The organism is Streptomyces sp. R33 (assembly GCF_041200175.1).
GTDB lineage: Bacteria > Actinomycetota > Actinomycetes > Streptomycetales > Streptomycetaceae > Streptomyces > Streptomyces katrae_B.
On the sequence record NZ_CP165727.1, the window covers coordinates 6,926,502 to 6,951,379 of the forward strand.

The following is a 24,878-nucleotide window of genomic DNA, read 5'->3' on the forward strand; positions in this document are numbered from 1 at the left end:
GACCCTGCCTGATAGTTAGTGGCGTGGAGCTCCCTAGGATGGGCGCCGTGACTCCTGCCAAAGCCCTGGCCCCGGCCGCCACCGCTCCGTCGCCCGCGTCGCCGAGCACGGCCCGGGCCATCAACGACCGGCTCGCCCTGCGACTCCTCCAGGAGGAAGGACCGCTGACCGCCACTCAGCTCAAGACGATGACCGGCCTCTCCCGTCCTTCGGTCGCCGATCTCGTCGAGCGGCTGACCGGGGCCGGGCTGATCGAGGTCGTGGGGCAGTCGGGCGAACAGCGCCGCGGACCCAACGCCAGGCTGTACGGGATCGTCGCCCGCCGTGCGTACCTGGCGGCCCTGGACGTACGGACGGACAGCGCGACCGCGGTGGTCGCGGACCTGCTCGGCCGCCCGCTCGCCCAGGCCGAGCTCCCGGTGGACGCCGTCGAGGAGGCCGTGGACCTGCTCGAGGCGCTCGCGCGGGAGGCGGGAGCGGACGGGCTGCACACCGTGGTGGCCGGAGCGCCGGGCCTGGTGGCCCCGTCCGACGGGGTGCTGCGCAGCACCGCCGGCCTGCCGGCCTGGCACCGGGACCTGGTGGCGGCCCTCCGGCGGAGGCTGTCGGCCACGGTGGTGGTGGAGAACGAGACCAACCTCGCGGCCCTCGCGGAACAGCGGGTCGGGGCCGCGCAGGACCTGGACTCCTTCGTGCTGCTGTGGCTCGGGGCGGGCGTCGGCGCGGCCGTGGTCCTGGACGGGCGGCTGCGGCGGGGCGCGTCGGGCGGGGCGGGCGAGATCGGCTTCCTGCCGGTGCCGGGCACGGGCCGGCTGCCCTCCGCCACGGACTGCGAGGGCGGGTTCCACGCGTTGGTCGGCCGGGAAGCCGTCGCCGCGCTCGCGGCGGAGCACGGCTGGGCCGGGCCGGTGGAGGAGGCGGTGGCGGGCGCCGCGGGCGAGGCCTTCATCGAGGCCCTGGCGCAGCGGCTCGCGCTGGGCGCGGCGGCCGTCGCGGCGGTGCTGGATCCGGGGTGCCTGGTCCTGGCGGGTGGGCTGGGCCACGCGGGCGGCGCGGCCCTCGCCTCCGCGGTGGCCCGCCGCCTGACGGCGCTGACCCCGGTCCCGATGGAGGTCAGGGCCACTGCCCTCGGGGATCCGGCGGTCCTGACGGGGGCGCGGCTGGCCGCCCGCGAAGCCGCGCAGGCGGACCTCTTCGCCCCCTGAGCCGCGCCGGGCAGCATCGGCCCGGTGCGGCCCGGTGCGCACCGGGCCGGACCAGGCCGCACCGGGTCGCTCCCAAGCCGGACGGCCTACTCGTCGTCGATGCTTTCGTCGTCGCGCAGCCGGCGCCAGATACGGGTGCGGTGCAGTACGTAGAGCGCGCCGACCAGGAAGACCACCTGGAGGCCCACGGCGAGCAGCCAGAAGATGGCCCCGCTCTCCAACTCGTCCGTCAGGTAGGCGAAGTTCATACCGAAGAACCCGGTCAGGAAGCTCAGCGGCAGAAAGATCGTCGACACGATCGCCAGACGGTTGATCACGCCGTTCTGCTCGCCGGACACGAGCGAGGAGTAGGTGCCGAAGCCCCGCCGGGCGGCCTCCTGGAGTGCCTCGATCTCCGTGAGCACCAGCCTCGACGTGCGCTGGTACTCCCGGGCGAGCCGCTGGCGCTCCTGCGGGAAATTGGGGTTCAGCACCCTGCGCGTGATGGTCTCGTCCGCCACCTGGTGGTAGGGGAGGAGCGTGTGGTGCAGGAGGGCCGCGGTCCGGCGCAGCCGCGCCAGGCGGTAGAGCTGCTCCGGCTCCCGCTGCCGGAACATCTCGTCCTCCAGGTCCTCCACCTCCAGGAGGGCCTGGACGGCAGAGCGCCGGTACGTCTCCAGGGCCTCGCCCAGCAGCAGGAACAGCGTGGCCACGGCGTCGGGGGGCCGTTCGTGCGGGAAGCGGGCGACGAGGCTCTCCACCAGCCCGGCCGGTCCCCGGTGCACCGTGACCAGGTACCGCTCGGTGGCCACGACATGGAGGTGGATGACCTGGCCCGCCTCGACCGCGGGGACGACGAACGCGGCGCTGTCGCCGAGGAACTCGGCGCGGACGGATTCCCTCTCCCGGCCGAGCCACTCCAGGTCCTGGGCCTCCAGGCCGAGCAAGTGGGCGACCGGCTGCTCGCCGGGCGGTGCCTCCTCGGGCAGCTCCGCGTCCACGAACAGGAAAGGTGCCGCCGCGAGACGCTCACGGGCCTCGGACACCGGGGTGCGCCGTGCGATGCCCTCCGGCATGGACACCACCGAAACGATCATCGCCCCGCCGCTTCGGCCCGCGCCGCCAGGAACTGCGCGAACGTGCCCTTGCCGGACGCATGGGACGGGGTCAGGTTGCCGCCGCGGCAGAAGGCCGCGTACGCCTTTCCCGCAAGGGGCAGCGGGAACACCTTGCGCCGCCGTCCCGTCGCCGCCAGGTACGACCGGCCCAGTTCCACCAGCGTGTGGATCTCCGGGCCGCCCATGTCCGTGACCCGGCCGGCCGGGGCCGGGACGGCGAGTTCCGCCATCCGGTCGGCGACCTCCTCCACGGCGACGGGCTGCACCCTGACCCCTCTGGGCAGCGGCAGCGGCACCAGCGGCACCTTCGCCAGCGCGTCCACCGCCATCGCCACCAGGTCGTGGAACTGCGTGGTCCGCAGGATCGTCACGCCCAGCCCCGACGCCTCCAGCATCCGCTCGACCCGGTATTTCACCTTGTAGTAGCCGAACGGGACCACATCGACCCCGACGATCGAGATGTAGACGATGTTCGTGACCGTTCCGGCCCGCCGGGCCGCCTCGATCAGGTGCCCGGCGGCCACGTCGTCGCCGCCCCGCGGGGTGCTCGCGCAGTGCACGACCACCTCCGCGCCCGCCATCGCGGCATCGAGCCCGCTGCCGTCCCGGAGATCGACCGGGTGGTCCTTCGCGTGCCGGCTCAGGACCCGTACGTCGTGACCCGCTGCCCGCAGCCGGGTGACGACCAGCGCGCCGAGGTTTCCGGTGCCTCCGGTGACGAGGATCGTGCTCATGGTGATCGTTCCTTCCCTGAAGGGGTGCGTTCACCGGCTGAGACCGGACAGCCCTCAGGAATGTGACAGCTGCCGCTGAAGAAACTCCAGCTTCTCCGGATTCACCACGCTCCGCACCTCGCGCACCCGCCCGTCCTCGATCTCCACCTGCAGGACCGTCCCGCCCACGATCAGCGCGGGCTCCCCGTTGACCTCCGCGAAGGAGATCGGCATCCCGGCCGCGAACTTGCGCAGCGCACCCACCAGGAAGCGGGCCACCTTGTCCGGGCCCAGGATCGGCCGCCGTGCCGCGCCCACGATCCCGCCGCCGTCCGCCACGTACCGCACGTCGGCGCTCAGCATGCCCTCCAGCCGGGCCAGGTCGCCGTCGCGCGCCGCCGTCAGGAAGGTCTCCACCAGGCTCTGCCACTGCGCCGGATCCGGTTCGAAGCGGGGGCGCGACTCCCGTCCGTCGGACGGCCCGGCCGTCCGGCCCGCAGCCACCCGGGCCGCGGCCCGCCGGTAGAGCTGCCGGCAGTTGGCCTCGGTCAGGTCCAGGAGCCCGGCGATCTCCCGGTGGCCGTACGCGAACGCCTCGCGCAGCACGTACACCGCCCGCTCCACCGGCGTCAGCTGCTCCAGCAGCACCAGCAGGGCCATGGACACGCTGTCCCGCTGCTCCGCCGACTCCAGCGGGCCGAGCGTTCCGTCCCCGGTGAGGACCGGCTCCGGGAGCCAGGGGCCGACGTACTCCTCGCGCCGGGCCCGCGCCGAGGTGAGGCGGTTCAGGCACAGACGGGTGACGACCTTGGCGAGCCAGGCGCCGGGGTGCTCGATGTCCTCGCGTCCGGCGGAGCTCCAGCGCAGCCAGGCGTCCTGGACGGTGTCCTCGGCCTCGGCGGCGGAGCCGAGCATGCGGTAGGCGATGCCGAACATCCGGGGCCGGTGCTCCTCGAAGTCCGCGACGGGTGCGGCGTCCTGTGTGATCACCGCAGCAGCCTACGAGGGGCCGCGCCGGCGCGTGCGAGGACCCGGTGGCCGCCGGGCCACCGGGTCCTCACGTCCGTCCGCCTACGGGAACCGGCGGGGTGTCAGCAGGCGCCCTGGTCCTTCCAGACGCCCCACTCACCGGTGGTGCCGGGCTCCTCGTTCTGCGTCCACCACTGGGCCTTCCAGTTGTGGCCCTTGTGCGAGACGACGTTCCCGCCGTTGTAGACGGTGCCCGCGACGTACGCCGGGTTCGTGCAGGTCCCGCCCGGCGGCGTGGTCGGGGGAGTGGTGGGAGGCGTCGTCGGGGGAGTGGTCGGCGGGGTCGTGGGCGGGGTGGTCGGCGGGATCGTCGAGCCCCCCGGCTCGACGAGCGCCGTGCCGCGTGCCAGGTCACCGGCGAGGGCGTAGGTGGTGCCGGAGATGTTCACCGTCCAGTTGGAGGGCGTGGACACCGGCAGGTAGTAGTTGAACGCCAGGTCCACCGAGGCGCCGGGGGCCAGCGTCTGCCACGCCGGCAGCTTCAGCGAGACCCGCTGGAAGTCGCCCTTCAGGCCGCCGACGTTGGTGCCGGTGTGGCCGCTGCTGATCACCTTCGTACCGAAGCCGGACTGGTCGGACGCGTTGTCCGGGGCCGAGGTCCCGTAGTCGAACCGGAACTCGGTGCCGCCGGGCAGCGTGGTCTTCGTGTTGTTGGTGATCTTGAGCTTCGGGGTGATGGGGTAGTTGGAGTCGCCCAGCTTGAACTCGGTGAACTCCGTCTTGATGTCCACGGCCTGGGCCGGCAGTCCGCTGCCCGCCTTCTTCGCGCCGTACGGCGCGGCCGCCTTGAACTTGTCGTACATCAGGGAGGTGAGCGTGTCGCCCATCTCGTACTGGCCCTTGGCGGAGTTGTACGCGTAGTCGCCCGCCAGCTCCCAGACCATCGTGCCGCCGATGCCCTTGTTCACCACGTAGTCGGCCTTGGCGGCGACGGACTGCTCGTCCTCCGTCGACAGGAAGACCTTCTTCTGGGCGTTCCACAGCCACGGCGCCACCAGGGTGGAGTCGTACTTGCGGGCGTAGGTGCCGGTCAGCGTGGTGTTCGCCGGGAAGCCGTACTTGGTGACGTAGTCGCCGACGACGCCCTTCTCCAGGTTCTTGGCGTGCCACATGGGGTTGGAGCCCGCCGGGGACTCGGCCCCGTTGGTGTCCAGGTCGTGCCACAGGTTGTCGATGCCGACCGCGCCGTCACCGCACTTGGTCAGCCCCGCCCCGGCGGGGCAGGTGGTCGCCGGGGCCTTGCCCCACAGGCCGTCCGTGCCGCCCTGCACGTTCTTGAAGCCGCGGGTGTAGTACGGCAGGCCCATGTTGATGCGGCCGGCCGGCATGGAGCCGCGGAAGTAGTGGTAGGCCCAGTCGGAGTTGAGGTAGCCGATGCCGCCGTACTGGGAGGTGGAGTAGACGCCGGCGGCGGCCAGTTCGCCGTCCTTGCCGTCGTCGAAGAGCGAGGCGTTGGGGCCGACGTACTCGTTCCAGGCGCCGTGCAGGTCGTAGGACATGATGTTGACGTAGTCCAGGTACTTCTGCATCTGGAACGTCTCCATGCCCCGCAGCAGGTAGCCGGAGGAGGGGGCGGCGACGGAGAGCAGGTAGTGCTTGCCGTCGGCGGCGCCCGCGCGGTCGAGCTTCTCGCGCAGCGACTTCATCAGTGCGGCGTAGCCCTGGACGAGGCCGGCCCGGCGGGCGTTGGAGAGCTGCCAGTCCAGCGGGTTGCCGGCGTCCTTCATGGTGGTCGGGTACTCGTAGTCGATGTCGACGCCGTTGAACCCGTACGTGCGGACGAACTCGACCGAGGAGTCGGCGAACGTGTCGATGCCGGCCTGGTTCACGGAGCCGTCGGCGTTGGTGGCCATCGAGTAGAAGCCGCCGGAGGCGACGCGGTTGCCGTCGTCGCCGAAGTAGCCGCCGGTCTCGGCCCAGCCGCCGACCGAGATCAGCGTCTTCACGTTCGGGTACTGCTTCTTGAATTTGTTCAGCAGGTTGAAGTGGCCCTTGTACGGCAGGGCGGGATCCATCTCGGCGCCGGCAACACCCGGCCAGGTCATCCCGGTGGCGGCGTTGTTCGCGTTGTCCGCGCCGACCGAGATCTTGTTGTCTGCGCCCACGTGGGCGAAGGCGTAGTTCAGATGGGTGACCTTGGACCACGGGACGTTGTTGGCGAGGTAGGCGGGGGTGCCGTCCTTGCCGGTCCGCCACCCGGTGAAATATCCGATGACGCGGCGTTGGTGGTCGGCGCCCATCTTCTCGCGGCCCTCGGAGTCGTAGACCGAGCAGTACGGGACGTCGACACCGGCGGTCTTGTACAGCCCGTCCGGGCGACAGCCCTCGTTGTCGGCGGCGTGCGAGACGCCGGACGAGAGCCCGCCCACCAGCAGTCCGGCGATTGCGGCGCCGGATGCCAGGAGCATCGCTCTCGTACGGGTGGGGGACGGCATGGTGCCTCCTGGGGAGGGGAGGATGGCAGGAACGAAAGGGCACAACAGGCGGAAAAGTGGTGCGTGTTGGCCCGTGACGTGCGCACATCTGACGGGCTGTCTCCCGGGGAGGGTGAAGGGAACGTTAAGAGGACTAGACCACCTCGTCAATAGGTCTGTACCAATCGGAGGCGTACTTGACAGACTCCCGCGGAAGACCCCCTCTGTGACCCAGGCCACAGCTCCTCACTCGCATGGCCGCCGATCACCCGTGGCAAACTGGCAGGAGTACCAGTAAGCAGCGCACTCCGGGGTCGGTGTAATTCCGAACCGGCGGTATAGTCCGCGACCCGTCCGCAGCCAGCGGCCGGTTGACCAGGTGAAATTCCTGGACCGACGGTGAAAGTCCGGATGGGAGGCAGTGCGCGGCGGGCCAGTCACCGGTACGCCGCCGTCGGCGGTTCATCGGCGTATCCCCTGCGGATACTCCGGGCGGACCGTTTTTTCGGCCTCGGCGTCCCCGCGTGTGCTGAACCGCTTCATCTGTCGTAGCCCGACAGGCCCCGGAGTCCGTGCCCGATGAGGCAGGAGGACCCGGTGGCGAACCACGCCGCGAACGCACCGCACGACGCCGTCGGCGGTGCCGATGCCGACGCGCAGGCCATGCGCCGCGCCATCGAGCTCGCCGCCCGCGGCCTCGGCTCCACCAGCCCCAACCCGGTCGTCGGCTGCGTCGTCACGGACGGCGCGGGCACCGTCGTCGGCGAGGGCTGGCACGAGCGGGCCGGGGGCCCGCACGCCGAGGTGCACGCCCTGCGCGCGGCAGGCGAGGCAGCCCGCGGCGGCACCGCCTACGTCACCCTCGAACCCTGCAACCACACCGGTCGCACGGGGCCCTGCGCCCAGGCGCTCGCCGAGGCCGGCGTCACCCGCGTGGTCTACGCCGTCGCAGACCCGAACCCGCAGGCCAGCGGCGGCGCCGACACCCTGCGCGCTGCCGGGATCAAGGCCGAGGGCGGGCTCCTGGAGGCCGAGGCCGCCGCGGGCAACGCCGCCTGGCTCACCTCCGTACGCCTCGGCCGCCCGCACGTGACCTGGAAGTACGCGGCCACCCTCGACGGCCGCAGCGCCGCCGCGGACGGCAGCAGCCGCTGGATCACCGGCCCGGAGTCCCGCGCCGACGTCCACCGGCTGCGCGCCGAGGCCGACGCCGTCCTCGTGGGCGGCGGCACCCTGCGCGAGGACGACCCGCACCTGGCCGTACGCGACATCGAGGGCGCCACCCAGCCGCTGCGCGTCGCCCTCGACACCCGCGCCGGCCTCCTGCCGACCGCCCGCATCCTCGACGACGCCGCACCCACGCTGCTCGTCACCGGCGAGGACGCCGACACCCGGCACCTCCCGGGCGTCGAGCTGCTCCGCCTCCCCCTGCACGACGGCCGCATCGCCGTCCACGACCTGCTCGCGCAGCTGCACGCCCGCGGCGTGCGCTCCGTACTCCTCGAAGGCGGCCCCACCCTGGCCGGAGCCTTCCTCGAGGCCGGAGCCGTCGACCGCGTCATCGGCTACCTCGCCCCGGCCCTCCTCGGCTCCGGCCCCGTCGCCCTCGCCGACGCCGGCATCACGAACATCGCCCACGCGGTACGCCTCGACATCACCGAGGCCGTCCGCGTCGGCACCGATCTCCGCATCACCGCAGTCCCCCAAGCCACCCCCACCACCGCCCCCAAGGAGCACTGAGTGTTCACCGGAATCGTCGAAGAACTGGGCGAGGTCACCGCCGTCGAGCAGCTCGCCGAGGCCTCCCGCTTCCGCCTGCGCGGCCCCGTCGTCACCGACGGCGCCAAGCACGGCGACTCCATCGCCGTCAACGGCGTCTGCCTGACCGTCGTGGAGAGCGCCGACGGCGAGTTCACCGCCGACGTCATGCAGGAGACCCTGAACCGCTCCAGCCTCGGCACCCTCCACCCGGGCTCCCGCGTCAACCTGGAGCGCCCGATGGCCCTCGGCGGACGGCTCGGCGGACACCTGGTCCAGGGGCACGTGGACGGCACCGGCGAGATCCTTTCCCGGACGCCCTCCGAGCACTGGGAGATCGTCAAGGTCGCGCTCCCCGCGCACCTGTCCCGGTACGTCGTGGAGAAGGGCTCCATCACGGTCGACGGCGTCAGCCTCACCGTGGTCGAAGCCGCCGCCGACTGGTTCACCATCAGCCTCATCCCCACCACCCTCGCGCTGACCACGCTCGGCATCAAGCAGCCCGGCGACCCGGTCAACCTCGAGGTCGACGTCCTCGCGAAGTACGTCGAGCGCCTGATGGCCGCAGGCAGCCTCCGAACTGACCCGCTGACCGCCAAGGAGGAGCAGCAGTGACCGCCCTGACCTGGCTCAACGCGGAGGCCTTCACGGTCTTCGGCCAGAAGGTCATCTGGTCCGACATGATCGGCAACCTGATGGGCCTGGCCGCCCTCGCCCTCGGCTGGCGCCGCTCCATATGGACCTGGCCCGCCCAGCTCCTGTCCGGCCTGATCCTCATAGCCGCCTACGCCTCCGCCCACCTCGCCGGCGGCGTCGGCAAGCAGCTCCTCGTCATCGGCGTGGCCGCATGGGGCTGGCGCGCCTGGCAGCTCGGCCGCAAGCAGGCCCAGGACGGCACCCTCGCCGTGCGCACCGCGACCTGGACCGAGCGCGGGCTGCTCCTCGCCGGAGCGGCCCTCGGCACCCTCGCCGTCGGCGGCCTGTTCACGCTCTTCCCGGACCTGTCCTGGAGCCCGTGGGCCGACGCCTACATCTTCGTCGGCACGATCGTCGCGATGGTCGCCCAGGCGCGCGGCCTGGTCGAGTTCTGGTTCGCCTGGCTCCTCGTCGACCTGGTCGGCGTCCCGCTCGCCTTCACCAACGGACTGGCCTTCTCCGGCCTCGTCTACGTCGTCTACTTCGCGCTCGTCCTGTGGGGCGCCCACGACTGGTACCAGCGCTCGCGCACCACCCCCGCCCCGGCCCTGGAAGGAGCAACGGCATGACCACCCTCAAGCCCGTGCCCGACATCGACGCCGTCCTCGAGACCGTCTTCCGGCTCGACCCCGTCGAGCAGGCCATCCGCGACATCGCGGCCGGCCGGCCGGTCGTCGTCGTCGACGACGAGGACCGCGAGAACGAGGGCGACCTCGTCGTCGCCGCCGAGAAGGCCACCCCCGAGATCGTCGCGTTCATGATGAGCGAGTGCCGCGGCCTGATCTGCGCCCCCATGGAAGGCCCCGAGCTGGAGCGGCTCGAGCTGCCCCAGATGGTCCAGCACAACACCGAGTCGATGAGGACCGCCTTCACCGTCTCCGTCGACGCGAGCGCCGCCCACGGCGTCACCACCGGCATCTCGGCCGCCGACCGCTCCACCACCCTGCGGATGCTCGCCGACGGGGTCTCCGAGCCCTCCGACTTCGTGCGCCCCGGCCACGTGTTCCCGCTGCGCGCCAAGCCCGGCGGCGTCCTGGTCCGCAACGGCCACACCGAGGCCGCCGTCGACCTCGCCCGCCTCGCGGGCCTGCGCCCCGTCGGCGCGATCGTGGAGATCGCCGGCGAGGACGGCGTCATGCTGCGCCTGCCCGAGCTGATCCCCTTCGCCCGCAAGCACGGCCTGACGATCATCTCCATCGAGGACCTGATCGCCTACCGCCGCTCCGCCGAGCCCACCGTGCGCCGCGAGGCCACGGTCGCCCTGCCGACCGCCCACGGCGACTTCACGGCGTACGGCTACCGCTCCACCGCCGACGGAGTCGAGCACGTCGCCCTCGTCCACGGCGACATCGGCGACGGCCAGGACATCGTGGTCCGCGTCCACTCCGAGTGCCTGACCGGCGACATCTTCCACTCGCTGCGCTGCGACTGCGGCCCCCAGCTGCATGCCTCCATGGCCCGCATCAAGGACGAGGGCCGCGGCGTGGTCGTCTACCTGCGCGGCCACGAGGGCCGCGGCATCGGACTGGTGTCCAAGCTGCGCGCGTACGAACTCCAGGAGCGCGGCCGCGACACCCTGGACGCCAACCTGGAGCTCGGCCTGCCGGCCGACGCCCGCGACTACGCCGCCGGCGCGCAGATCCTCGCCGACCTCGGCGTCAAGAGCGTCCGGCTGCTGACCAACAACCCCGACAAGTCCGCCGCCCTCGTCCGGCACGGCATCGCGGTCAACGACCGGGTGGCCATGCCGATGGAGGCGGGCGAGCACAATCTGCGGTACCTGCGCACCAAGCGGGACCGGATGGGCCACGACCTGCCCTGGCTGGAGCAGGCCGCGACCACCTCCGCCTGCGGCAACCAGTAAGTACGAACCACCACCCGTCAAGCACCACGAACCACGAAGCACGAGGAGCACAGCTGTGAGCGGCAAGGGCGCACCCGAACTGAGTGTCAGGAACTGCGGAGACCTCCGGGTCGCGGTCATCGCGGCCCAGTGGCACGAGAAGGTGATGGACGGGCTCGTCGACGGCGCCCTGCGGGCCCTGCACGAGCTGGGGATCGACGAGCCCACCCTGCTCCGCGTCCCGGGCAGCTTCGAGCTCCCGGTCGTGGCGAAGGTACTCGCCGGTCGCGGTTACGATGCCATCGTCGCCCTCGGAGTCGTCATCCGCGGCGGCACCCCGCACTTCGACTACGTCTGCCAGGGCGTCACCCAAGGCCTGGTACAGGTGTCGATCGACACCGGAGTCCCCGTCGGCTTCGGTGTTCTGACGTGCGACAACGACGAGCAGGCGCTGGACCGTGCCGGGCTCGAGGGGTCGAACGAGGACAAGGGGCACGAAGCGGTCATCGCCGCCGTCTCCACCGCTGCGACCCTGCGGTCCGTCAGCGAACCCTGGCGCTGAGTGGCGGCGGGGGAGCCCGTATTCTGAGGACCATCATGGCGAACACACCCTCCAAGAGCTTCGAAGAGCTCTTCACCGAGCTCCAGCTCAAGGCCGCCGACGGCGACCCCAGCACCTCCCGCACCGCCGAGCTCGTCGGCAAGGGCGTCCATGCCATCGGCAAGAAGGTCGTCGAGGAGGCCGCCGAGGTCTGGATGGCCGCCGAGTACGAGAGCAAGGAAGCCGCCGCCGAGGAGATCTCCCAGCTGCTGTACCACGTCCAGGTGATGATGGTCGCCCGCGGGATCTCCCTCGACGACGTCTACGCGCACCTCTAGGCCGGAGCCCCTCCCGGGCCCCCGCCCGCCGCTTAGCCCACACCTTTCGCAATCCACGCACTGAAGGAAGCACCATGCTGCGCATCGCCGTCCCCAACAAGGGTTCACTCTCCGGAGCGGCGTCGGCGATGCTCCATGAGGCCGGCTACCGCCAGCGCAAGGAGTCCAAGGAGCTCGTGGTCCTCGACCCCGAGAACGGGGTGGAGTTCTTCTACCTCCGCCCCAAGGACATCGCGATCTACGTCGCCTCGGGCAAGCTGGACATCGGCATCACCGGCCGTGACCTGCTGCTCGACTCCGGCGCCAGCGCGGAGGAGATCCTCCCGCTGAACTTCGGCCGCTCCACCTTCCGCTACGCCACCAAGCCCGGCACGGCGAAGGGCCCCGAGGACTTCCACGGGATGACGATCGCCACCTCGTACGAGGGAATCGTCGCCAAGCACCTCGCCGAGCAGGGCATCGACGCCTCGGTCGTGCACCTCGACGGCGCGGTCGAGACCGCCATCCAGCTCGGCGTCGCCCAGGTCATCGCGGACGTCGTCGAGACCGGCACCAGCCTGCGCAACGCCGGCCTCGAGGTCATCGGCGAGCCGATCCTCACCTCCGAGGCCGTGGTCATCCGCGGCAACGGCGCCGACGCCGACAACGCGCAGGCCCAGCAGTTCCTGCGCCGCCTCCAGGGCGTCCTGGTGGCCCGCAGCTACGTGATGATGGACTACGACTGCCGCGCCGAGCACCTCGAGCGCGCGGTCGCCCTCACCCCGGGGCTGGAGTCGCCGACCGTCTCCCCGCTGCACAACGAGGGCTGGGTCGCCGTCCGCGCGATGGTCCCGGCCAAGGACGCGCAGCGGATCATGGACGACCTGTACGAGCTCGGCGCGCGTGCGATCCTCACCACCTCGATCCACGCCTGCCGTCTCTGACCCCTACGTCCTACGCCCCCTGCAGAAGGCATCACCAGCATCATGGCCGAGTCCGCCGCCCAGCCCGCACCGCCCGCCCTGCCGGTCACCTTCCGGCCGACCCGTACCCGGGCCGTCCTGCTGGGCGTCGGGCTCGCCATGTTCGCCACCATCACGGCGATCGCCCTCCTGCTGGAGAACCTCGGGCCGGGGGAGCGGATGAGCTTCATCTTCACCGCCGTCCTGCTGACCTCCGTACTCGTCCTGCTCAGCCGCCCCAAGGTGGTCGCGGACGAGGGGGGCGTCACCGTCGTCAACCTGACCAGCACGCGCCGCCTGGAGTGGGCGCAGATCCTGCGCGTGAACCTGCGCCCGGGCGACCCGTGGGTGTTCCTGGACCTCAGCGACGGCACGAGCCTGCCCGCCCTCGGCATCCAGCCCGGAGTGGCCAGGCAGCAGGCGATCGGCGACGCCCGCGCCCTGCGCGCACTCGCCGAGGCCCGGGGCACCGGACCGCACGACCGCTGAGCCGCGGCCGCGCGGACCTGGAACGGATGTCGAACATCCATCGAACGGCCCCTGAACGGGCCTTGAGCGGCTCCCGTACGAAGTACCGGAGCCACACCCGACCGCTGCGTCCCATTGCGGCGGCGATCTCAGTGACTACCCTGGTGGCGGGGCGCACCCGTGCGCCCTCCCACCGGCCCCCGGGACCCCGAGGTCCGGGGGAACCTGCGACTTGAGGAGTGACTCCCTCCAGCAATGGACGGATCGTCCGGTAGTACCCGCGCCGCCCTCCCCACGGAGGCGGCGGCATGACCATCCCGCTACTCCTGCTCGTGGCGGCATTCGCCCTGATCCTCGCCAACGGCTTCTTCGTGGCGGCCGAGTTCGGCCTCGTCACCGTGGAACGACCCGAGGCCGAACGCGCCGCAGCCGACGGCGACCGCCGTGCCCGCACGGTGGTCGAGGCCCTGCGGGAGCTGTCCTTCCAGCTCTCCGGCACCCAGCTCGGCATCACCATCACCTCCCTCGTGGTCGGCATGCTGGCCGAACCGGCCCTCGCCGGACTGCTGGCCGGGCCGCTCGCGGCGACCGGCCTGCCCGCGGGAGCCGTCTCCGGCATCGCCGTCTTCATCGGCATGCTGCTCGCCTCCGCCGTCCAGATGGTCGTCGGCGAGCTCGTCCCGAAGAACTGGGCGGTCTCCCGGCCGCTGCAGGTGGCCCGGTTCGTGGCCGGCCCGCAGCAGGTCTTCTCGAGGGCCTTCCGGCCGGTCATCGCAGGCCTCAACGCCGTCGCCAACCGCCTCGTGCGGGCGCTCGGCGTGGAACCCGCCGAGGAGATGGCCTCCGCCCGGACCCCCGGCGAACTGGTCTCCCTGGTCCGCCATTCGGCCCAGGCCGGCGCCCTCGAACAGGACACCGCCGACCTCTTCGTACGGACCCTCTCGCTGGGCGAGCTCACGGCCCAGCACGTCATGACCCCCCGGGTGAAGGTCAGCGCCCTCCAGCACACGGCCACCGCGGCCGACGTGCTCAACCTGACGCGCGCCACCGGGCTGTCCCGGTTCCCGGTCTACCGGGAGCGCATCGACGAGGTCACCGGTGTCGTCCACCTCAAGGACGCCCTCGCCGTGCCCGAGTCCGAGCGCGCCCGCACCACCGTCAGCCGGATCTGCGTCGCCCCGCTGCTGGTGCCCGGCTCGCTGCCGGTGCAGCCGCTGCTGGAGCGGCTGCGCAGCGAGCAGCCGATGGCCGTGGTCGTCGACGAGTACGGCGGCACCGCCGGGGTCGTCACCCTGGAGGACATCGTGGAGGAGCTCGTCGGCGAGGTCCGCGACGAGCACGACCTCGCCGAGGACGAGGGCCCCGAACTGGCCGCCGTGCCCGCCGAGGACGGCCGCCCCTCCTGGGAGGCCGACGGCAGCTGCCGGGTGCAGACCCTGCGCCGGATAGGCCTGGAGGTGCCCGAAGGCCCGTACGAGACCGTCGCCGGTCTCGTCGCCGACCTGCTCGGGCGGATCCCCGCCCCCGGGGACCGCGCCGAACTGCCCGGCTGGAGGCTGTCCGTCCGCCAGGTCGGCCGCAACCGCGCCGAACGCGTCCGGCTGGTCCGGCTGGGTACCGTCCCCGCCTCCGCCCACGGGACCGGCCCCGAGGCCGCCCGCGCCACCGTCCGGATCGACGCCGCAGGCGTACGCACCGGGCCCGGCCGGCAGGCCTCCCCGGACGTCCGGTCGCCGCAGCCGGCCCAGCTGGAAGGCGCCGGCCGATGAATGCCCTCCAACTGCTCTTCGCCCTGCTCCTGGTCCTGGCCAACGGTTTCTTCGTCGGCGCCGAGTTCGCGCTCGTCTCCGTACGGCGCAGCCAGATCGAGCCGCTGGCCAAGGAGTCCAAGCGGGCCCGCCAGGTGCTCCACGGCCTGGAGAACCTGCCGCGGATGATGGCCGCGGCCCAGTTCGGCATCACCGTCTGCTCCCTGACCCTCGGCGCGGTCGCCGAGCCGACGATGGCCCGCCTGCTGGAGCCGCTCTTCCACGCGGCGCACGTCCCGCAGGGCGTGATCCACCCGCTCGGCTACGCGGTGGCGCTCGCCGCCGTCGTCTTCCTGCACCTGGTCATCGGCGAGATGGTGCCGAAGAACCTCGCCATGGCCGCGCCCGAGAAGACCGCCCTCTGGTTCAGCCCGGGCCTGGTGGCGTTCGCCCGGCTGTGCGGCCCCGTCACCACCGCGCTTGGCTCCTGCGCGCACCTGGTGCTGCGCCTCTTCAAGGTGGAGCCCAAGGACGAGGTCGAGGCCGTCTACACCAGCGCCCAGCTCGGCCGGCTCGTCGAGGACTCCCGGCAGGCCGGGCTCCTGGAGCCGGGCGAGCAGGAGCGCCTGGAGGATGCCCTGGAGCTGGGCAGCCGCCCGGTCACCGACGTCCTGCTCTCCCGGGAGCGGCTCGTCACGGTCGGCCCCTCGGCGACCCCGCGGCAGATCGAGCAGCTGACGGTCCGCACCGGCTACTCCCGCTTCCCCGTCCGCTCCGAGAACGGCGCCTTCATGGGCTACCTGCACGTCAAGGACGTGCTGGACGTCGAGGACCGGGAGCGGGCCGTACCCCAGCGGGTCTGGCGCCGCATGCCCACCCTGTCCGCCACCCTCCCGCTGGACGACGCGCTCAGCGTCATGCGCCGGGACGCCACCCATCTGGCCCAGGTCGCCGACCCGGCCGGGCGGGTGCTGGGCCTCGTCGCCCTGGAGGACGTACTGGAGATGCTCGTCGGCGAGGTGCGCGACCCCGCGCACCGCATCCCGGCCCGCCGGACCGGCCCCCGCGCGACCAGCACCGCCGGAGTGTGAGGCACGGGGTGCCGGGGCTCCGGCCCCGGCACTCCGCTACAGCGGCGGCGGCTCCGGGCGGTCGCGGTCCTGCGGGCCCCGGCCCGACAGGACCTCCCCGTACGCCTGCATCAGGTCGGGCAGCCGCAGCGTCGACAGGTCGTCACGGGAGGGCTCGCCGGGGAACCCCGCCAGCCGCAGATCCCGGTACGCGCAGCTCTTCTCGTACAGGGTGCGCAGGAAGCGGCCGTTGCCCAGCTCGTCGATCCAGCCCTGCTCCACCACGTGCCCGCTGATGCTGCGCAGCTCGTCCAGGGCCTCCTCGTCCCAGCAGTCCCCGTTCGCGTCCGCCAGCACCCCGCCGATCGCGGTCAGTTCCAGCGGGCGGTAGCTGGGGAAGTCGACCCGGGTGGTGAACCGCGAGGACAGCCCCGGATTGGCTGCCAGCAGCCGGTCCATCCCCGCGGGGTAGCCGGCCAGGATCACCACCAGGTGGTCCCGGTTGTCCTCGGCCCGCTTCAGCAGCACCTGCAGGGCCTCGTCGCCGTACGCGTCGCCCTTGGTGTAGCCGGTGTTGGAGAGGCTGTACGCCTCGTCCACGAACAGCACCCCGCCGATCGCGGAATCGATCAGCTCATTGGCCTTCACAGCGGTCTGCCCGAGGAACTCTCCCACCAGATCGGCCCGTTGGGCCTCCACCAGATGGTCTCCGCCCAGCAGCCCGAGCGCGTAGAAGACCCGGCCCAGGATCCGCGCCACGGTCGTCTTGCCCGTGCCCGACGGCCCGGAGAACACGAAGTGCCGCTTCGGGGGCTGCACCGGCAGGCCCTGCCCGGCCCGCAGCCGGGCCATGTGCAGCTGCGCCGAGAGCGCCTTCACCTGCCGCTTCACCGGCTCCAGGCCCACCATCCGCTCCAGCTCCGCCAGCGCCTCGGCGAGCAGCGCCGGATCGGACGGGCCCGCCGGCAGGCCTCCGGGCGCGCTCTGCGGCGGAACCGCCACCTTGCGGCGCACGCCCTCCGCCCGGCCCGTGCCCGTACCCGGAGCCCCGAACCGCGGATCAGCCTCCGGCGCGATCAGCGGGTCCTGCTCCACCTGCCCGTCCGCCGCGATGTCCTGGACGGGGCCGCCGCCGAGGGCCACCGCCGCGAAATCCCCGCCGACCGGCGAGAGATCGTGCCCGGCGTAGCCCTCGTAGCCGGACGCGGCGTATCCGGCGTATCCGTCGGCCCCGTCGACGTAGTCGCTGTCCTCGATCGCCGTCAGCCGGGCCGCCGTGTCCATGAACGCCGGGTCCACCCGGTGCACCGCCCGGTACAGCGGCAGCGCCGCCGCGCTGCGCCCGGTCCCCTCGTGCGCCCGTGCCAGCCAGTACCGCAGCTCCTTGCGCTGCGGCTGCTCGCTGCGGCACCGCATCAGCGCCGCCGACAGCATCGGCTCGGCCTGCCCGTACATCTCGAGGCGGACCCGGGCCATCCCGCCGAACAGGCCCGCCTCGATCCCCAGCAGCGGATCGTCCACCAGCGGCTCGGTGTGCCGCACCAGCTGTTCCCAGTCCTTGACCAGGTAGGCCCGGCAGGCGTGCAGGAACCGCACCTGCGCATCGGTGTCCACCGGCGGCAGTGCGGCCAGCGCCTGGTCCAGCTCGGGGACGTGCCGGCCGTCCAGCCAGTGCGAGGCGTGGGCCAGCAGGAGGTCGCGCCGGCTCTCCAGGACGGGCTGCACCCACCAGCCGAGCCAGTACCAGGAGTTCAGCGTCCGCCGGTGGCGGGCCCGCTGCTCGCCGAAGCGGTCGCGGTGGGCGTACATGCGCAATAAGGCGTTCGTGGTGTCCACCCGGAGCGCGTGCAGGCCCAGCCATGCGTCGGCCATCGAGGGATCCAGCCGTACGGCCGCCCGGAACTCCTCCTCGGCCTGCGGATAGGCGCCCATCGTGCAGGCGTCCACTCCGCGCAGCCAGGCGAGTTCGGCCGGGGCGTGCGTGCCCGGCGTGCCGAAATCCATCACATCCCCCACAAGCCTGCCCCCGTGGTGCACAGCAACCCCCGCGTCGCGCCCGCGAGTTGTCCACTGCGCCGATGAAATCAGGGATGCATCGTACCTGCGGCTACGCACCATACGTAGGGTGCTGCGGGCACCGGTCGGCCGGGTTCCGGGGGCGCACAAAGTGACTCAGGGTGAAGATTTCGGGGAGGTCGGGCCCCTGCCGCGCCGGCTCCGAGCCGGGCGGGGGCAGAACGAAGCCCCCGATCACGGGGGAACAATCGGGGGCTTCGCGTCCGCTGCGGCCTGGAAAGACCGCGCATTCAGAACGTAAGGCCGGTCCGGGGGCCAGGTCAAGCAGGTCGGTGCAGGCCCGCGCCGACGGTTTTCCGGAGCGGCTCAGGCCCGGGGGAGTCCGTCACCTTCGGTGACGGAAGTGGCCCTTCCGGCGGTCGCATCCGTCCCGGAAGACCACTCGTATCCCGTACCGCTCTGGCGTACCAAAGTGTCGGCGAAGGGGCGCGAAGGATCATCCGAGAAGTGCGCGAGCTCCGCGCGCTCCCATCCGTCCCAGAAGTCGGAAAGTTCACGCCCGTCCCGATTTCGTCCGCGCCCCCAGGACTGCGCGCGCGGTGTCTCCATCCACAGCAGCCGCGCCAGATGCGGGCGCAGCGCCCGCCGGCCGGCGCCCACCCCCTCGATCAGCAGCACCGGCACCGGCTCCAGCACCCGCTCCGGACCGAACCGGCGCCCCACCCAGTCATATGGGGCCCAGTGCGCGGCCCGCCCGGCGGCCAGCGGCTCCAGCACCTGCGCGCGCAGCCGCTCCGGCCACTCGAAGAGTTCCTCGTGGGTGGCCACGTCGTCCAGGTGCAGCACCGGAGCCCCGCCCAGCGCCTGCGCGAGCAGCCCGGCGAACGTGCTCTTCCCGGACCCGGCGTGCCCGTCGATCCCGATCAGCCGGACCGGGCCGAGGGAAGGCGGCAGGGCGGCAAGTTCGCGCGCGAGTGACTGAAGTGACTGCTGAGGCTCCACCCGGCCAGCGTATGGCCCCCGGCCCCCCCGCCCCGCGTCACCCCCGACACGGGCCACGGCTTCGCCGCCGGGTGGGCGGGAACTGGAAGGGTGGAGGAGCCGATCCACCGCACCGACCCCTGGGGGCCACACCGATGACCGCACCCACACCCCGCAGGGCCCTGCTGGCCCTCGCCCTCGCAGCGGCCACCGCGGCCACCGTCCCCGGCGGCAGGGCTTCGGCGACCGGAGCGCAGGCAGGCGGCGCGCAGGCAGGCGGCGCGCAGGCCGAATCGGGAGCCGCGCACGGCGCGCCGGCCGAAGCGGTGGCCGCCGAAGCCGCCGCCGGCGCGACGGTCGACAACCGGTTCTGGTACTCGTACGCCCACTGGCGGGCCGGCACCCACTGGGGCACCGCCGCCCTCGCCGGCGACCGCCCCGGTCTGGTGATCGAGGCCCCGGCCGGCCGCACCGAGTACACCGACCCGCACACCGGGAGGAAGGGCACCTGGGAGTACGCCGCCTGGACCTCCCCGGTCCACCGCTCCGCCGTCCCCGGCACCGAGACCATCGCCTCCTGGAACGCGCACACCCCGCCCGGCACCTGGATCCAGGTCGAACTGCGCGCCACCTACGGCAGCGGCGCCACCACCCCCTGGTACGTACTGGGCCGCTGGGCCTCCGGCGACGGCGACATCCGGCGCACCTCCGTGGACGGCCAGACCGACGGCACCTCCACCGTGTGGACCGACACCCTGGCCGTCGACGCCCCCGCGCGGGCGAACGGCGTACGGATCACGCACTGGCAGCTGCGCCTGACCCTCCACCGCAAGCCGGGAGCCGCCCAGGGCCCGACGGTGTGGCTGGCCGGGGCCATGGTCTCCGACGTCCCGGACCGCTACACCGTCCCCGCCTCCGCCCCCTCGGGCACGGCCCACGAGCTGAAGGTCCCGCGCTACTCACAGGAGATCCACACCGGCCGGTACCCCCAGTACGACAACGGCGGCGAGGCCTGGTGCAGCCCCACCTCCTCCCAGATGATCATCGAGTACTGGGGCCGCAAGCCCGCGGCCGAGGACCTGGCCTGGGTCGATCCCCGCTACGCCGACCCGCAGGTCTGCCACGCGGCCCGCTCCACCTACGACAGCGCCTACAGGGGCTGCGGCAACTGGCCCTTCAACGCCGCGTACGCGGCCACCTACAGCGGACTCGCCGGGGTCGTCACCCGGCTGCGTTCCCTCGCCGACCTGGAGGTCCTGGTCCGGTCGGGCATCCCTGCGATCACCTCGCAGTCCTTCCGCAGCGAGGAGCTCACGGGCGCGGGCTACGGCACCGCCGGCCACCTGATGACCGTCATCGGCTTCACCGCGACCGGGGACGTGGTCGCCAACGACCCGAACTCGCGCGACAACACGGCCGTCCGCCGCGTGTACAGGCGGCGAGAGTGGGAAAACGTGTGGTTGCGGACGAAGCGTCACGATTCAGCCGGAAAGATCGCCTCCGGCTCCGGAGGCATCTGCTACCTGTACGCCCCGGCCCGCCCGAGCCTGGCCCAGATCGCGGCCCTGCGGGCGGTGGGAGTGCTGTGATCCGAGTGTCGGAACTTCCCGTTGACCCGGGGCGCAGCTAAGCGGAACATAAAGTCATAAAGGGCACATAAAGGCTTCTATAGGAGGCGGCCCGCCATGACCACCCACAGCATCGAACACCACCCCGACCTCGCCGAGATGCGCTCGCGGTTCGAGCGGGTCACCAGCACCCCCGCCGCGCAGGCCGTGGAGGCACTGGCCCTGATCACGGGCCTGTACCTGGCGGCCTCGCCCTGGATCGCCGGGTTCAGCGGCCTCAGCTCGCTGGCGATCAACAACCTGATCGCCGGCCTGGCGTACTGCCTGTGCATGAGCGGACTCGGCTCCGCTTATGAACGCACCCACGCGATGGCCTGGACGGCGGTCGCCATCGGAGCCTGGACGATCGTGGCTCCGTGGGTCATCGCCGGCGATGTCAGCACGACCCGCACCGTGGTCAGCAACGTGATCGCCGGCGGCGTCGCCCTGTGCCTCGCCCTTGCCATGGCGGGCATGGCGGGCCGCAACCGGGCCGTCTCCGGCTGACATCCGTAGGCGCCGGGCCCCGACCGCGAGCCGGCCGGGGCCCGGTGGCGTGCCGGGACGTGATACGTGCCACGAGTGACGAGCGTCTCTACCGCGAAAGCCGCAAACGCTGTCACATTGGACGACATGACCGCATACAGCACCGCCCTCGCCTCCCGCGCCCGGAACCTCGTCCGCACCGGCGGCCCCAAAGACCACTCCAAGTGGCTGGAGCACGTGCTCGGCTGGACGCTGGTGGTCGTCGTCGCCATGTTCGTCACCCAGGTCGGCTGGCTCTGACCCGAGCCCCGGACTCACCGGCACGGTCAGCGGGGAGAGCGGGACCAGCGCCGGCTCGGCCCCGCCCGGGAGCACCGGCGGCCCGCCCCGGAACGGCCGGGTCCGGCGTCAGGCGCGCAGCCTCCCCGAAACGGCGAACGACGCGGCGGGCGCGCCCCGCGCCACGACCGCGGCCATCGAAGTGCCTCCCGTAAGCCGTCCGGTGCGCAGGGGAAGTGCCATGAGACAGCTCTGCCATACTGCGGGCATCCTGTGGCAGTTCGAGGCTAGGGCCGAATTTGAATATTAGTCAACAGCGTGGTGCGACCGGGCGTTCGCAGGTCCGCAGGGCCGAACTCATAGCAATCGGCCGCAAGTTGTTCGCCGATACGTCGTACGACGCGCTCTCCATGGACGACATCGCCAAACAGGCGGGCGTCGCCAAGGGATTGATCTACTACTACTTCAAGAGCAAGCGCGGCTACTACCTCGCCATCGTCGAGGACTCGGTCGCCGAGCTCGTCGCCTGCGCCGCCGGGGAACCGGACCTGCCCAACGTCGAGAGGGTGCGCCGCACCGTCGACGGCTACCTGGACTACGCCGAGCACCACCAGGCCGCCTACCGGACCATCGTCACCGGGGGAGTCGGCTCCGACGCCGAGGTGCTGGCGATCCGCGATGCGGTCCGCGAGGAACTGGTGGCCACCATCGCCGAGGGTGCGTACGGGCGCCGCACCGTCCCGCCGATCGCCCGGCTCGCACTCGTGGGCTGGCTGTCCGCGGTCGAGGGGACCACCCTGGAGTGGATCGGCGCACGGGCCGCCCCTGCGGAAGCCTCTGACAACGCTGTCGTCGAGGCCGAGGCCGAGGCCGGCGAAGATGCGGATGCGAATGCCGAGGCGGACCCAGCGGTGGAGGCCTGCGCCGAGGGCGTGTCACCGCAGCCCGACCGGGCCCGGCTCGGCGCCCTGCTCGTGCGCCAGCTGCGCGCGACGCTGACGGTGATCGGGGAATTCGTCCCGGAGTGTCCGCCGCCACCCCTTACCGAAGGGGCGTTCGAGAAAGCCGGTGATCTTGCCCCGGTGACGGGACGCTCCTGATCGGGCATACTCAAGCCGCCGCAGCCACTGAACTGCCCCTTCCGTGATCCGGGAGGGCAGTATCGGCTGTGAGAGCACCGAGACCCGGCGGCGCGTCCCACACCTCACGCGTCGCCGCCGTGCCCGACGAGGGAGGAGAGCGCCGCCATGACTGACCGCGCCCCGCAGCCGGTGGACCGACAGCTGCCCACCGAGGAGTCCCGGGACCTCCTCGCGCTCGTACGAGAGATCGCCCAGCGGGAGATCCGCCCCGTGGCCGCCGAGGAGGAGGACGCCGGGAAGTTCCCGCGTGCGATCTTCACTCTGCTGTCCGATGCCGGCCTGCTCGGTCTCCCGTACGCGGGCGAGTACGGCGGCGGCGAGCAGCCGTACGAGGTCTACCTCCAGGTCCTGGAGGAGCTCGCGGCGGCCCGCCTGACCGTCGGGCTCGGCGTCAGCGTGCACTCCCTGTCCTGCCACGGCCTGGCCGGATACGGCTCCGAGGAGCAGCAGAAGGCCCACCTGCCGGCCATGCTCGGCGGCGGCCTCCTCGGCGCGTACTGCCTCTCCGAGCCCGCCTCGGGCTCCGACGCCGCCTCGCTGACCACCAAGGCCGTCCGTGATGGCGACGACTGGATCATCACCGGCACCAAGGCCTGGATCACCCACGGCGGGGTCGCCGACTTCTACACCGTCCTCGCGCGCACCGGCGGCGAGGGCCCCAAGGGCATCACCGCCTTCCTGGTGCCGGGCGACGCGGAGGGTCTGACGGCCGCCGTCCCCGAGAAGAAGATGGGCATGAAGGGCTCGCCCACCGCCCAGCTGCACTTCGACGGGGTCCGCGTCCCGGACACCCGCCGCATCGGCGAAGAGGGCCAGGGCTTCACCATCGCGCTCGCCGCCCTGGACGCGGGCCGCCTGGGCATCGCCGCCTGCGCCATCGGCGTCGCGCAGGCCGCCCTGGACGAGGCCCTCACGTACGCCCTGGACCGCAAGCAGTTCGGGCACCCCATCGCGGACTTCCAGGGCCTGCGCTTCATGCTCGCCGACATGGCGACCAAGATCGAGGCCGGCCGGGCGCTGTACCTGGCGGCGGCGCGACTGCGCGACGCGGGCAAGCCGTTCTCCCGCCAGGCGGCGATGGCCAAGCTGTTCTGCACGGACGCCGCCATGGCCGTCACCACGGACGCGGTCCAGGTCCTCGGCGGCTACGGCTACACCGCGGACTTCCCGGTGGAGCGGCTGATGCGCGAAGCGAAGGTCCTCCAGATCGTCGAGGGCACGAACCAGATCCAGCGCATGGTCATCGCCCGCCACCTGGCAGGTCCCGAGTCGCGCTGAGGACCGACCCGGTCCTCGAGGTACGCCCGGCCCCCTCGGCCGACGCCGAACCGGACGAGCCGTCCGGCGCGGCCCGGCCCGGGGGCACCTCCCGGCAGTAGCTGGGGGAGGGACGTTGACGGCACCCCCTAGTCCTCCCCGACCGACAGGGGCTTCGCGTCGTGGTTGACGAAGAAGTCCGGGCGCGCACCGAGATGGCGGGCGGGCGGTGCGTTGGACACCGCGTTGTAGCTGATCAGGGCGAGGGTGCGGGTGCGCGGCCGGGCGGTCGGTGTGCGTGCCCGGGATCAGGCGCAGCGGGCCGTTCTCCTCGGTGACCTCGTCCAGGAAGACCGCGGCGGTGAGGGCCGCCGGGCGCCGCATCCCGTCGGCGGCCTGCCAGAAGTCGAAGTCCCGGTGCCATTGCCAGCGGTCGCCGAGCCGGGCCGCCTTCGGGTTGACCTTCCACTGGTACACGTACATGTCCTCGCCGATGAGCAGCCGGGCGAGGGCCGTCAGCGGTGACGCCTCGGCCAGGGCCCGCCAGGGGCCGCCCTTGCGGTGGAGTCCGTACACGGCGCGCACGGTCGTGCCGTCCTCCTCGAAGAACCGCTGCGGCCCCGCCTCCGCGAGGACCGAAGGCAGTTCCCCCGGCCAGGGGCGCCCATATCTCGTGCGGAGTCATCGGGGGTACGACGACGAAGCCGTCGCGGCGGTATGCGGCCAGGAGCTGCGTCGGGTCGCTCATGGCCCCCAGCGTGCCGCGCGGCCCGCGGCCCGGCGAGGCGCACGGTGAGCGCACGAGAGGTGCGCCGGGTCACCCCGACACCCCTACGTACCACCGCCGCCGAAGAGCCGGCCGGTCGGCCAGATCGGGGAGGAGACGACCCGGGACCACTCCGGATCGCGCCGGCCCGGCAGGGTGCGGCCGTCGTCGGCCCAACGGGCCAGCAGCGCACGGTAGATCGGCGGATCGGGCTGCCGCTGCGGAACCGATTCTTCGTAGCCGGGCGGCGTCGGCCGCCGCCGCCGTCCCGTTCTTGCCCCAGGGGTTTCGAGCGTGGTCATACAGCGCCAACGCGCCACCCGACGCACGGGTAACCGCCCCCGCCCTCCGGGTATCCGTTCGAGGTGTCCCCGCCGCGCCTCCCCGCACGTGACCAGACGTGCCGGGCTGTCAGGCAATGACAGAAGTCTGGCCCAAGGCACAGTTTCTGACGTACCGTCATATCCGCTCGAGCCGACGCCG

The 24,878-nt window shown here is 72.2% G+C and carries 22 protein-coding genes, 2 pseudogenes and 1 riboswitch; of the genes and pseudogenes, 16 read left to right on the forward strand and 8 right to left on the reverse strand.

All coding sequences use genetic code 11. The annotated features are described in order from the left end of the window. Nucleotides 1-38: 38 nt before the first annotated feature. Complete coding sequence (locus AB5J51_RS31895) at nt 39-1,205, forward strand: ROK family transcriptional regulator (RefSeq protein ID WP_133898599.1); 1,167 nt, start codon at nt 39-41, stop codon at nt 1,203-1,205. A gap of 86 nt (nt 1,206-1,291) precedes the next feature. Here the strand turns inward: AB5J51_RS31895 and AB5J51_RS31900 are convergent, their stop codons facing one another. From AB5J51_RS31900 to AB5J51_RS31915, 4 genes are all read right to left on the reverse strand, one after another. Further along, the gene (locus AB5J51_RS31900) at nt 1,292-2,260 is read right to left on the reverse strand and encodes a CorA family divalent cation transporter (RefSeq protein ID WP_136224370.1); all 969 of its coding nucleotides are present in this window, start codon (nt 2,258-2,260) and stop codon (nt 1,292-1,294) included. A gap of 17 nt (nt 2,261-2,277) precedes the next feature. Beyond that, nucleotides 2,278-3,036: an SDR family oxidoreductase gene (locus AB5J51_RS31905; protein ID WP_136224345.1), complete on the reverse strand. Its 759-nt coding sequence runs from the start codon at nt 3,034-3,036 to the stop codon at nt 2,278-2,280. A 54-nt stretch (nt 3,037-3,090) separates the two neighbouring features. Then, complete coding sequence (locus tag AB5J51_RS31910; protein ID WP_369779194.1) at nt 3,091-4,005, reverse strand: RNA polymerase sigma-70 factor; 915 nt, start codon at nt 4,003-4,005, stop codon at nt 3,091-3,093. Between the two features lie 101 nt (nt 4,006-4,106). Then, nucleotides 4,107-6,479, reverse strand: a complete 2,373-nt coding sequence (locus tag AB5J51_RS31915; protein WP_369779195.1) for a chitinase C-terminal domain-containing protein — start codon at nt 6,477-6,479, stop codon at nt 4,107-4,109. A 278-nt stretch (nt 6,480-6,757) separates the two neighbouring features. Continuing rightward, nucleotides 6,758-6,887: riboswitch (FMN riboswitch) on the forward strand. A gap of 234 nt (nt 6,888-7,121) precedes the next feature. Between AB5J51_RS31915 and ribD the strand changes: the two genes are divergently transcribed. From ribD to AB5J51_RS31965, 10 genes are all read left to right on the forward strand, one after another. Continuing rightward, nucleotides 7,122-8,198, forward strand: a complete 1,077-nt coding sequence (gene ribD / locus AB5J51_RS31920) for a bifunctional diaminohydroxyphosphoribosylaminopyrimidine deaminase/5-amino-6-(5-phosphoribosylamino)uracil reductase RibD (protein ID WP_369780345.1) — start codon at nt 7,122-7,124, stop codon at nt 8,196-8,198. After that, nucleotides 8,199-8,831 (forward strand): riboflavin synthase, encoded by a 633-nt coding sequence (locus tag AB5J51_RS31925; protein WP_053789533.1) that lies wholly within the window; start codon nt 8,199-8,201, stop codon nt 8,829-8,831. It abuts the gene before it with no gap. Beyond that, nucleotides 8,828-9,481, forward strand: coding sequence for a nicotinamide mononucleotide transporter family protein (locus AB5J51_RS31930; protein ID WP_030298867.1), 654 nt, complete (start codon nt 8,828-8,830; stop codon nt 9,479-9,481). Before AB5J51_RS31925 ends, AB5J51_RS31930 begins: the two co-directional genes overlap by 4 nt. Further along, nucleotides 9,478-10,776 (forward strand): bifunctional 3,4-dihydroxy-2-butanone-4-phosphate synthase/GTP cyclohydrolase II, encoded by a 1,299-nt coding sequence (locus AB5J51_RS31935; RefSeq protein ID WP_369779196.1) that lies wholly within the window; start codon nt 9,478-9,480, stop codon nt 10,774-10,776. Before AB5J51_RS31930 ends, AB5J51_RS31935 begins: the two co-directional genes overlap by 4 nt. Before the next feature lie 55 nt (nt 10,777-10,831). Then, nucleotides 10,832-11,317, forward strand: coding sequence for a 6,7-dimethyl-8-ribityllumazine synthase (ribH, locus tag AB5J51_RS31940; protein ID WP_030298869.1), 486 nt, complete (start codon nt 10,832-10,834; stop codon nt 11,315-11,317). Between the two features lie 35 nt (nt 11,318-11,352). Then, nucleotides 11,353-11,634, forward strand: a complete 282-nt coding sequence (locus AB5J51_RS31945; protein ID WP_030298870.1) for a phosphoribosyl-ATP diphosphatase — start codon at nt 11,353-11,355, stop codon at nt 11,632-11,634. A gap of 74 nt (nt 11,635-11,708) precedes the next feature. Further along, nucleotides 11,709-12,557 carry an ATP phosphoribosyltransferase gene (hisG, locus tag AB5J51_RS31950; protein WP_053789531.1) on the forward strand — a complete coding sequence of 283 codons (849 nt, stop codon included), beginning with the start codon at nt 11,709-11,711 and terminating at the stop codon, nt 12,555-12,557. Between the two features lie 42 nt (nt 12,558-12,599). After that, complete coding sequence (locus AB5J51_RS31955) at nt 12,600-13,064, forward strand: PH domain-containing protein (RefSeq protein ID WP_053789530.1); 465 nt, start codon at nt 12,600-12,602, stop codon at nt 13,062-13,064. A gap of 287 nt (nt 13,065-13,351) precedes the next feature. Beyond that, on the forward strand, nt 13,352-14,812 hold the full coding sequence (locus tag AB5J51_RS31960; protein WP_168724231.1) for a hemolysin family protein: 1,461 nt from the start codon (nt 13,352-13,354) through the stop codon (nt 14,810-14,812). Further along, nucleotides 14,809-15,882, forward strand: coding sequence for a hemolysin family protein (locus tag AB5J51_RS31965; protein ID WP_136224349.1), 1,074 nt, complete (start codon nt 14,809-14,811; stop codon nt 15,880-15,882). Before AB5J51_RS31960 ends, AB5J51_RS31965 begins: the two co-directional genes overlap by 4 nt. Nucleotides 15,883-15,918: 36 nt before the next feature. On the opposite strand, the gene AB5J51_RS31970 is transcribed toward AB5J51_RS31965, so the two are convergent. Beyond that, a complete protein-coding gene (locus AB5J51_RS31970) occupies nt 15,919-17,865 on the reverse strand; it encodes an AAA family ATPase (protein ID WP_369779197.1) in 1,947 nt (648 codons plus the stop codon). A gap of 378 nt (nt 17,866-18,243) precedes the next feature. Continuing rightward, nucleotides 18,244-18,879: a uridine kinase gene (locus tag AB5J51_RS31975; RefSeq protein ID WP_369779198.1), complete on the reverse strand. Its 636-nt coding sequence runs from the start codon at nt 18,877-18,879 to the stop codon at nt 18,244-18,246. A gap of 134 nt (nt 18,880-19,013) precedes the next feature. Here AB5J51_RS31975 and AB5J51_RS31980 point away from each other — a divergent pair, with 134 nt between their 5' ends. From AB5J51_RS31980 to AB5J51_RS32000, 5 genes and pseudogenes are all read left to right on the forward strand, one after another. Then, nucleotides 19,014-20,447 (forward strand): peptidase C39 family protein, encoded by a 1,434-nt coding sequence (locus AB5J51_RS31980; protein ID WP_369779199.1) that lies wholly within the window; start codon nt 19,014-19,016, stop codon nt 20,445-20,447. 96 nt (nt 20,448-20,543) lie between these two features. Further along, nucleotides 20,544-20,972 (forward strand): SPW repeat protein, encoded by a 429-nt coding sequence (locus AB5J51_RS31985; RefSeq protein ID WP_053789525.1) that lies wholly within the window; start codon nt 20,544-20,546, stop codon nt 20,970-20,972. A 126-nt stretch (nt 20,973-21,098) separates the two neighbouring features. Then, nucleotides 21,099-21,251 (forward strand): SCO1431 family membrane protein, encoded by a 153-nt coding sequence (locus AB5J51_RS31990; protein WP_107093647.1) that lies wholly within the window; start codon nt 21,099-21,101, stop codon nt 21,249-21,251. Nucleotides 21,252-21,529: 278 nt separating this feature from the next. After that, nucleotides 21,530-22,060, forward strand: a pseudogene (locus AB5J51_RS31995) (TetR/AcrR family transcriptional regulator); the annotation flags it as partial. Between the two features lie 417 nt (nt 22,061-22,477). After that, entirely contained in the window at nt 22,478-23,650 is a 1,173-nt protein-coding gene (locus AB5J51_RS32000) for an acyl-CoA dehydrogenase family protein (protein ID WP_053789523.1), read from the forward strand. Between the two features lie 243 nt (nt 23,651-23,893). Here the strand turns inward: AB5J51_RS32000 and AB5J51_RS32005 are convergent. Together AB5J51_RS32005 and AB5J51_RS32010 are read right to left on the reverse strand one after the other, a co-directional pair. Beyond that, a pseudogene (locus AB5J51_RS32005) lies at nt 23,894-24,274 on the reverse strand (phytanoyl-CoA dioxygenase family protein); the annotation flags it as partial. 186 nt (nt 24,275-24,460) lie between these two features. Next, nucleotides 24,461-24,697 (reverse strand): hypothetical protein, encoded by a 237-nt coding sequence (locus AB5J51_RS32010; protein ID WP_078987781.1) that lies wholly within the window; start codon nt 24,695-24,697, stop codon nt 24,461-24,463. Nucleotides 24,698-24,878: the final 181 nt, after the last annotated feature.

What these genes read in the sequence shown, in the direction of transcription:
- AB5J51_RS31895 (WP_133898599.1), top strand. Translation starts at nt 39, where the DNA reads ATGGGCGCCGTGACTCCTGCCAAAGCCCTGGCCCCGGCCGCCACCGCT.
- AB5J51_RS31970 (WP_369779197.1), bottom strand. Translation starts at nt 17,865, where the DNA reads ATGGATTTCGGCACGCCGGGCACGCACGCCCCGGCCGAACTCGCCTGG.
- AB5J51_RS31945 (WP_030298870.1), top strand. Translation starts at nt 11,353, where the DNA reads ATGGCGAACACACCCTCCAAGAGCTTCGAAGAGCTCTTCACCGAGCTC.
- AB5J51_RS32000 (WP_053789523.1), top strand. Translation starts at nt 22,478, where the DNA reads ATGACTGACCGCGCCCCGCAGCCGGTGGACCGACAGCTGCCCACCGAG.
- AB5J51_RS31990 (WP_107093647.1), top strand. Translation starts at nt 21,099, where the DNA reads ATGACCGCATACAGCACCGCCCTCGCCTCCCGCGCCCGGAACCTCGTC.
- AB5J51_RS32010 (WP_078987781.1), bottom strand. Translation starts at nt 24,697, where the DNA reads ATGACCACGCTCGAAACCCCTGGGGCAAGAACGGGACGGCGGCGGCGG.
- AB5J51_RS31980 (WP_369779199.1), top strand. Translation starts at nt 19,014, where the DNA reads ATGACCGCACCCACACCCCGCAGGGCCCTGCTGGCCCTCGCCCTCGCA.
- hisG (WP_053789531.1), top strand. Translation starts at nt 11,709, where the DNA reads ATGCTGCGCATCGCCGTCCCCAACAAGGGTTCACTCTCCGGAGCGGCG.
- AB5J51_RS31965 (WP_136224349.1), top strand. Translation starts at nt 14,809, where the DNA reads ATGAATGCCCTCCAACTGCTCTTCGCCCTGCTCCTGGTCCTGGCCAAC.
- AB5J51_RS31905 (WP_136224345.1), bottom strand. Translation starts at nt 3,036, where the DNA reads ATGAGCACGATCCTCGTCACCGGAGGCACCGGAAACCTCGGCGCGCTG.
- ribD (WP_369780345.1), top strand. Translation starts at nt 7,122, where the DNA reads ATGCGCCGCGCCATCGAGCTCGCCGCCCGCGGCCTCGGCTCCACCAGC.
- AB5J51_RS31960 (WP_168724231.1), top strand. Translation starts at nt 13,352, where the DNA reads ATGACCATCCCGCTACTCCTGCTCGTGGCGGCATTCGCCCTGATCCTC.
- AB5J51_RS31955 (WP_053789530.1), top strand. Translation starts at nt 12,600, where the DNA reads ATGGCCGAGTCCGCCGCCCAGCCCGCACCGCCCGCCCTGCCGGTCACC.
- AB5J51_RS31900 (WP_136224370.1), bottom strand. Translation starts at nt 2,260, where the DNA reads ATGCCGGAGGGCATCGCACGGCGCACCCCGGTGTCCGAGGCCCGTGAG.
- AB5J51_RS31935 (WP_369779196.1), top strand. Translation starts at nt 9,478, where the DNA reads ATGACCACCCTCAAGCCCGTGCCCGACATCGACGCCGTCCTCGAGACC.
- AB5J51_RS31915 (WP_369779195.1), bottom strand. Translation starts at nt 6,479, where the DNA reads ATGCCGTCCCCCACCCGTACGAGAGCGATGCTCCTGGCATCCGGCGCC.
- AB5J51_RS31985 (WP_053789525.1), top strand. Translation starts at nt 20,544, where the DNA reads ATGACCACCCACAGCATCGAACACCACCCCGACCTCGCCGAGATGCGC.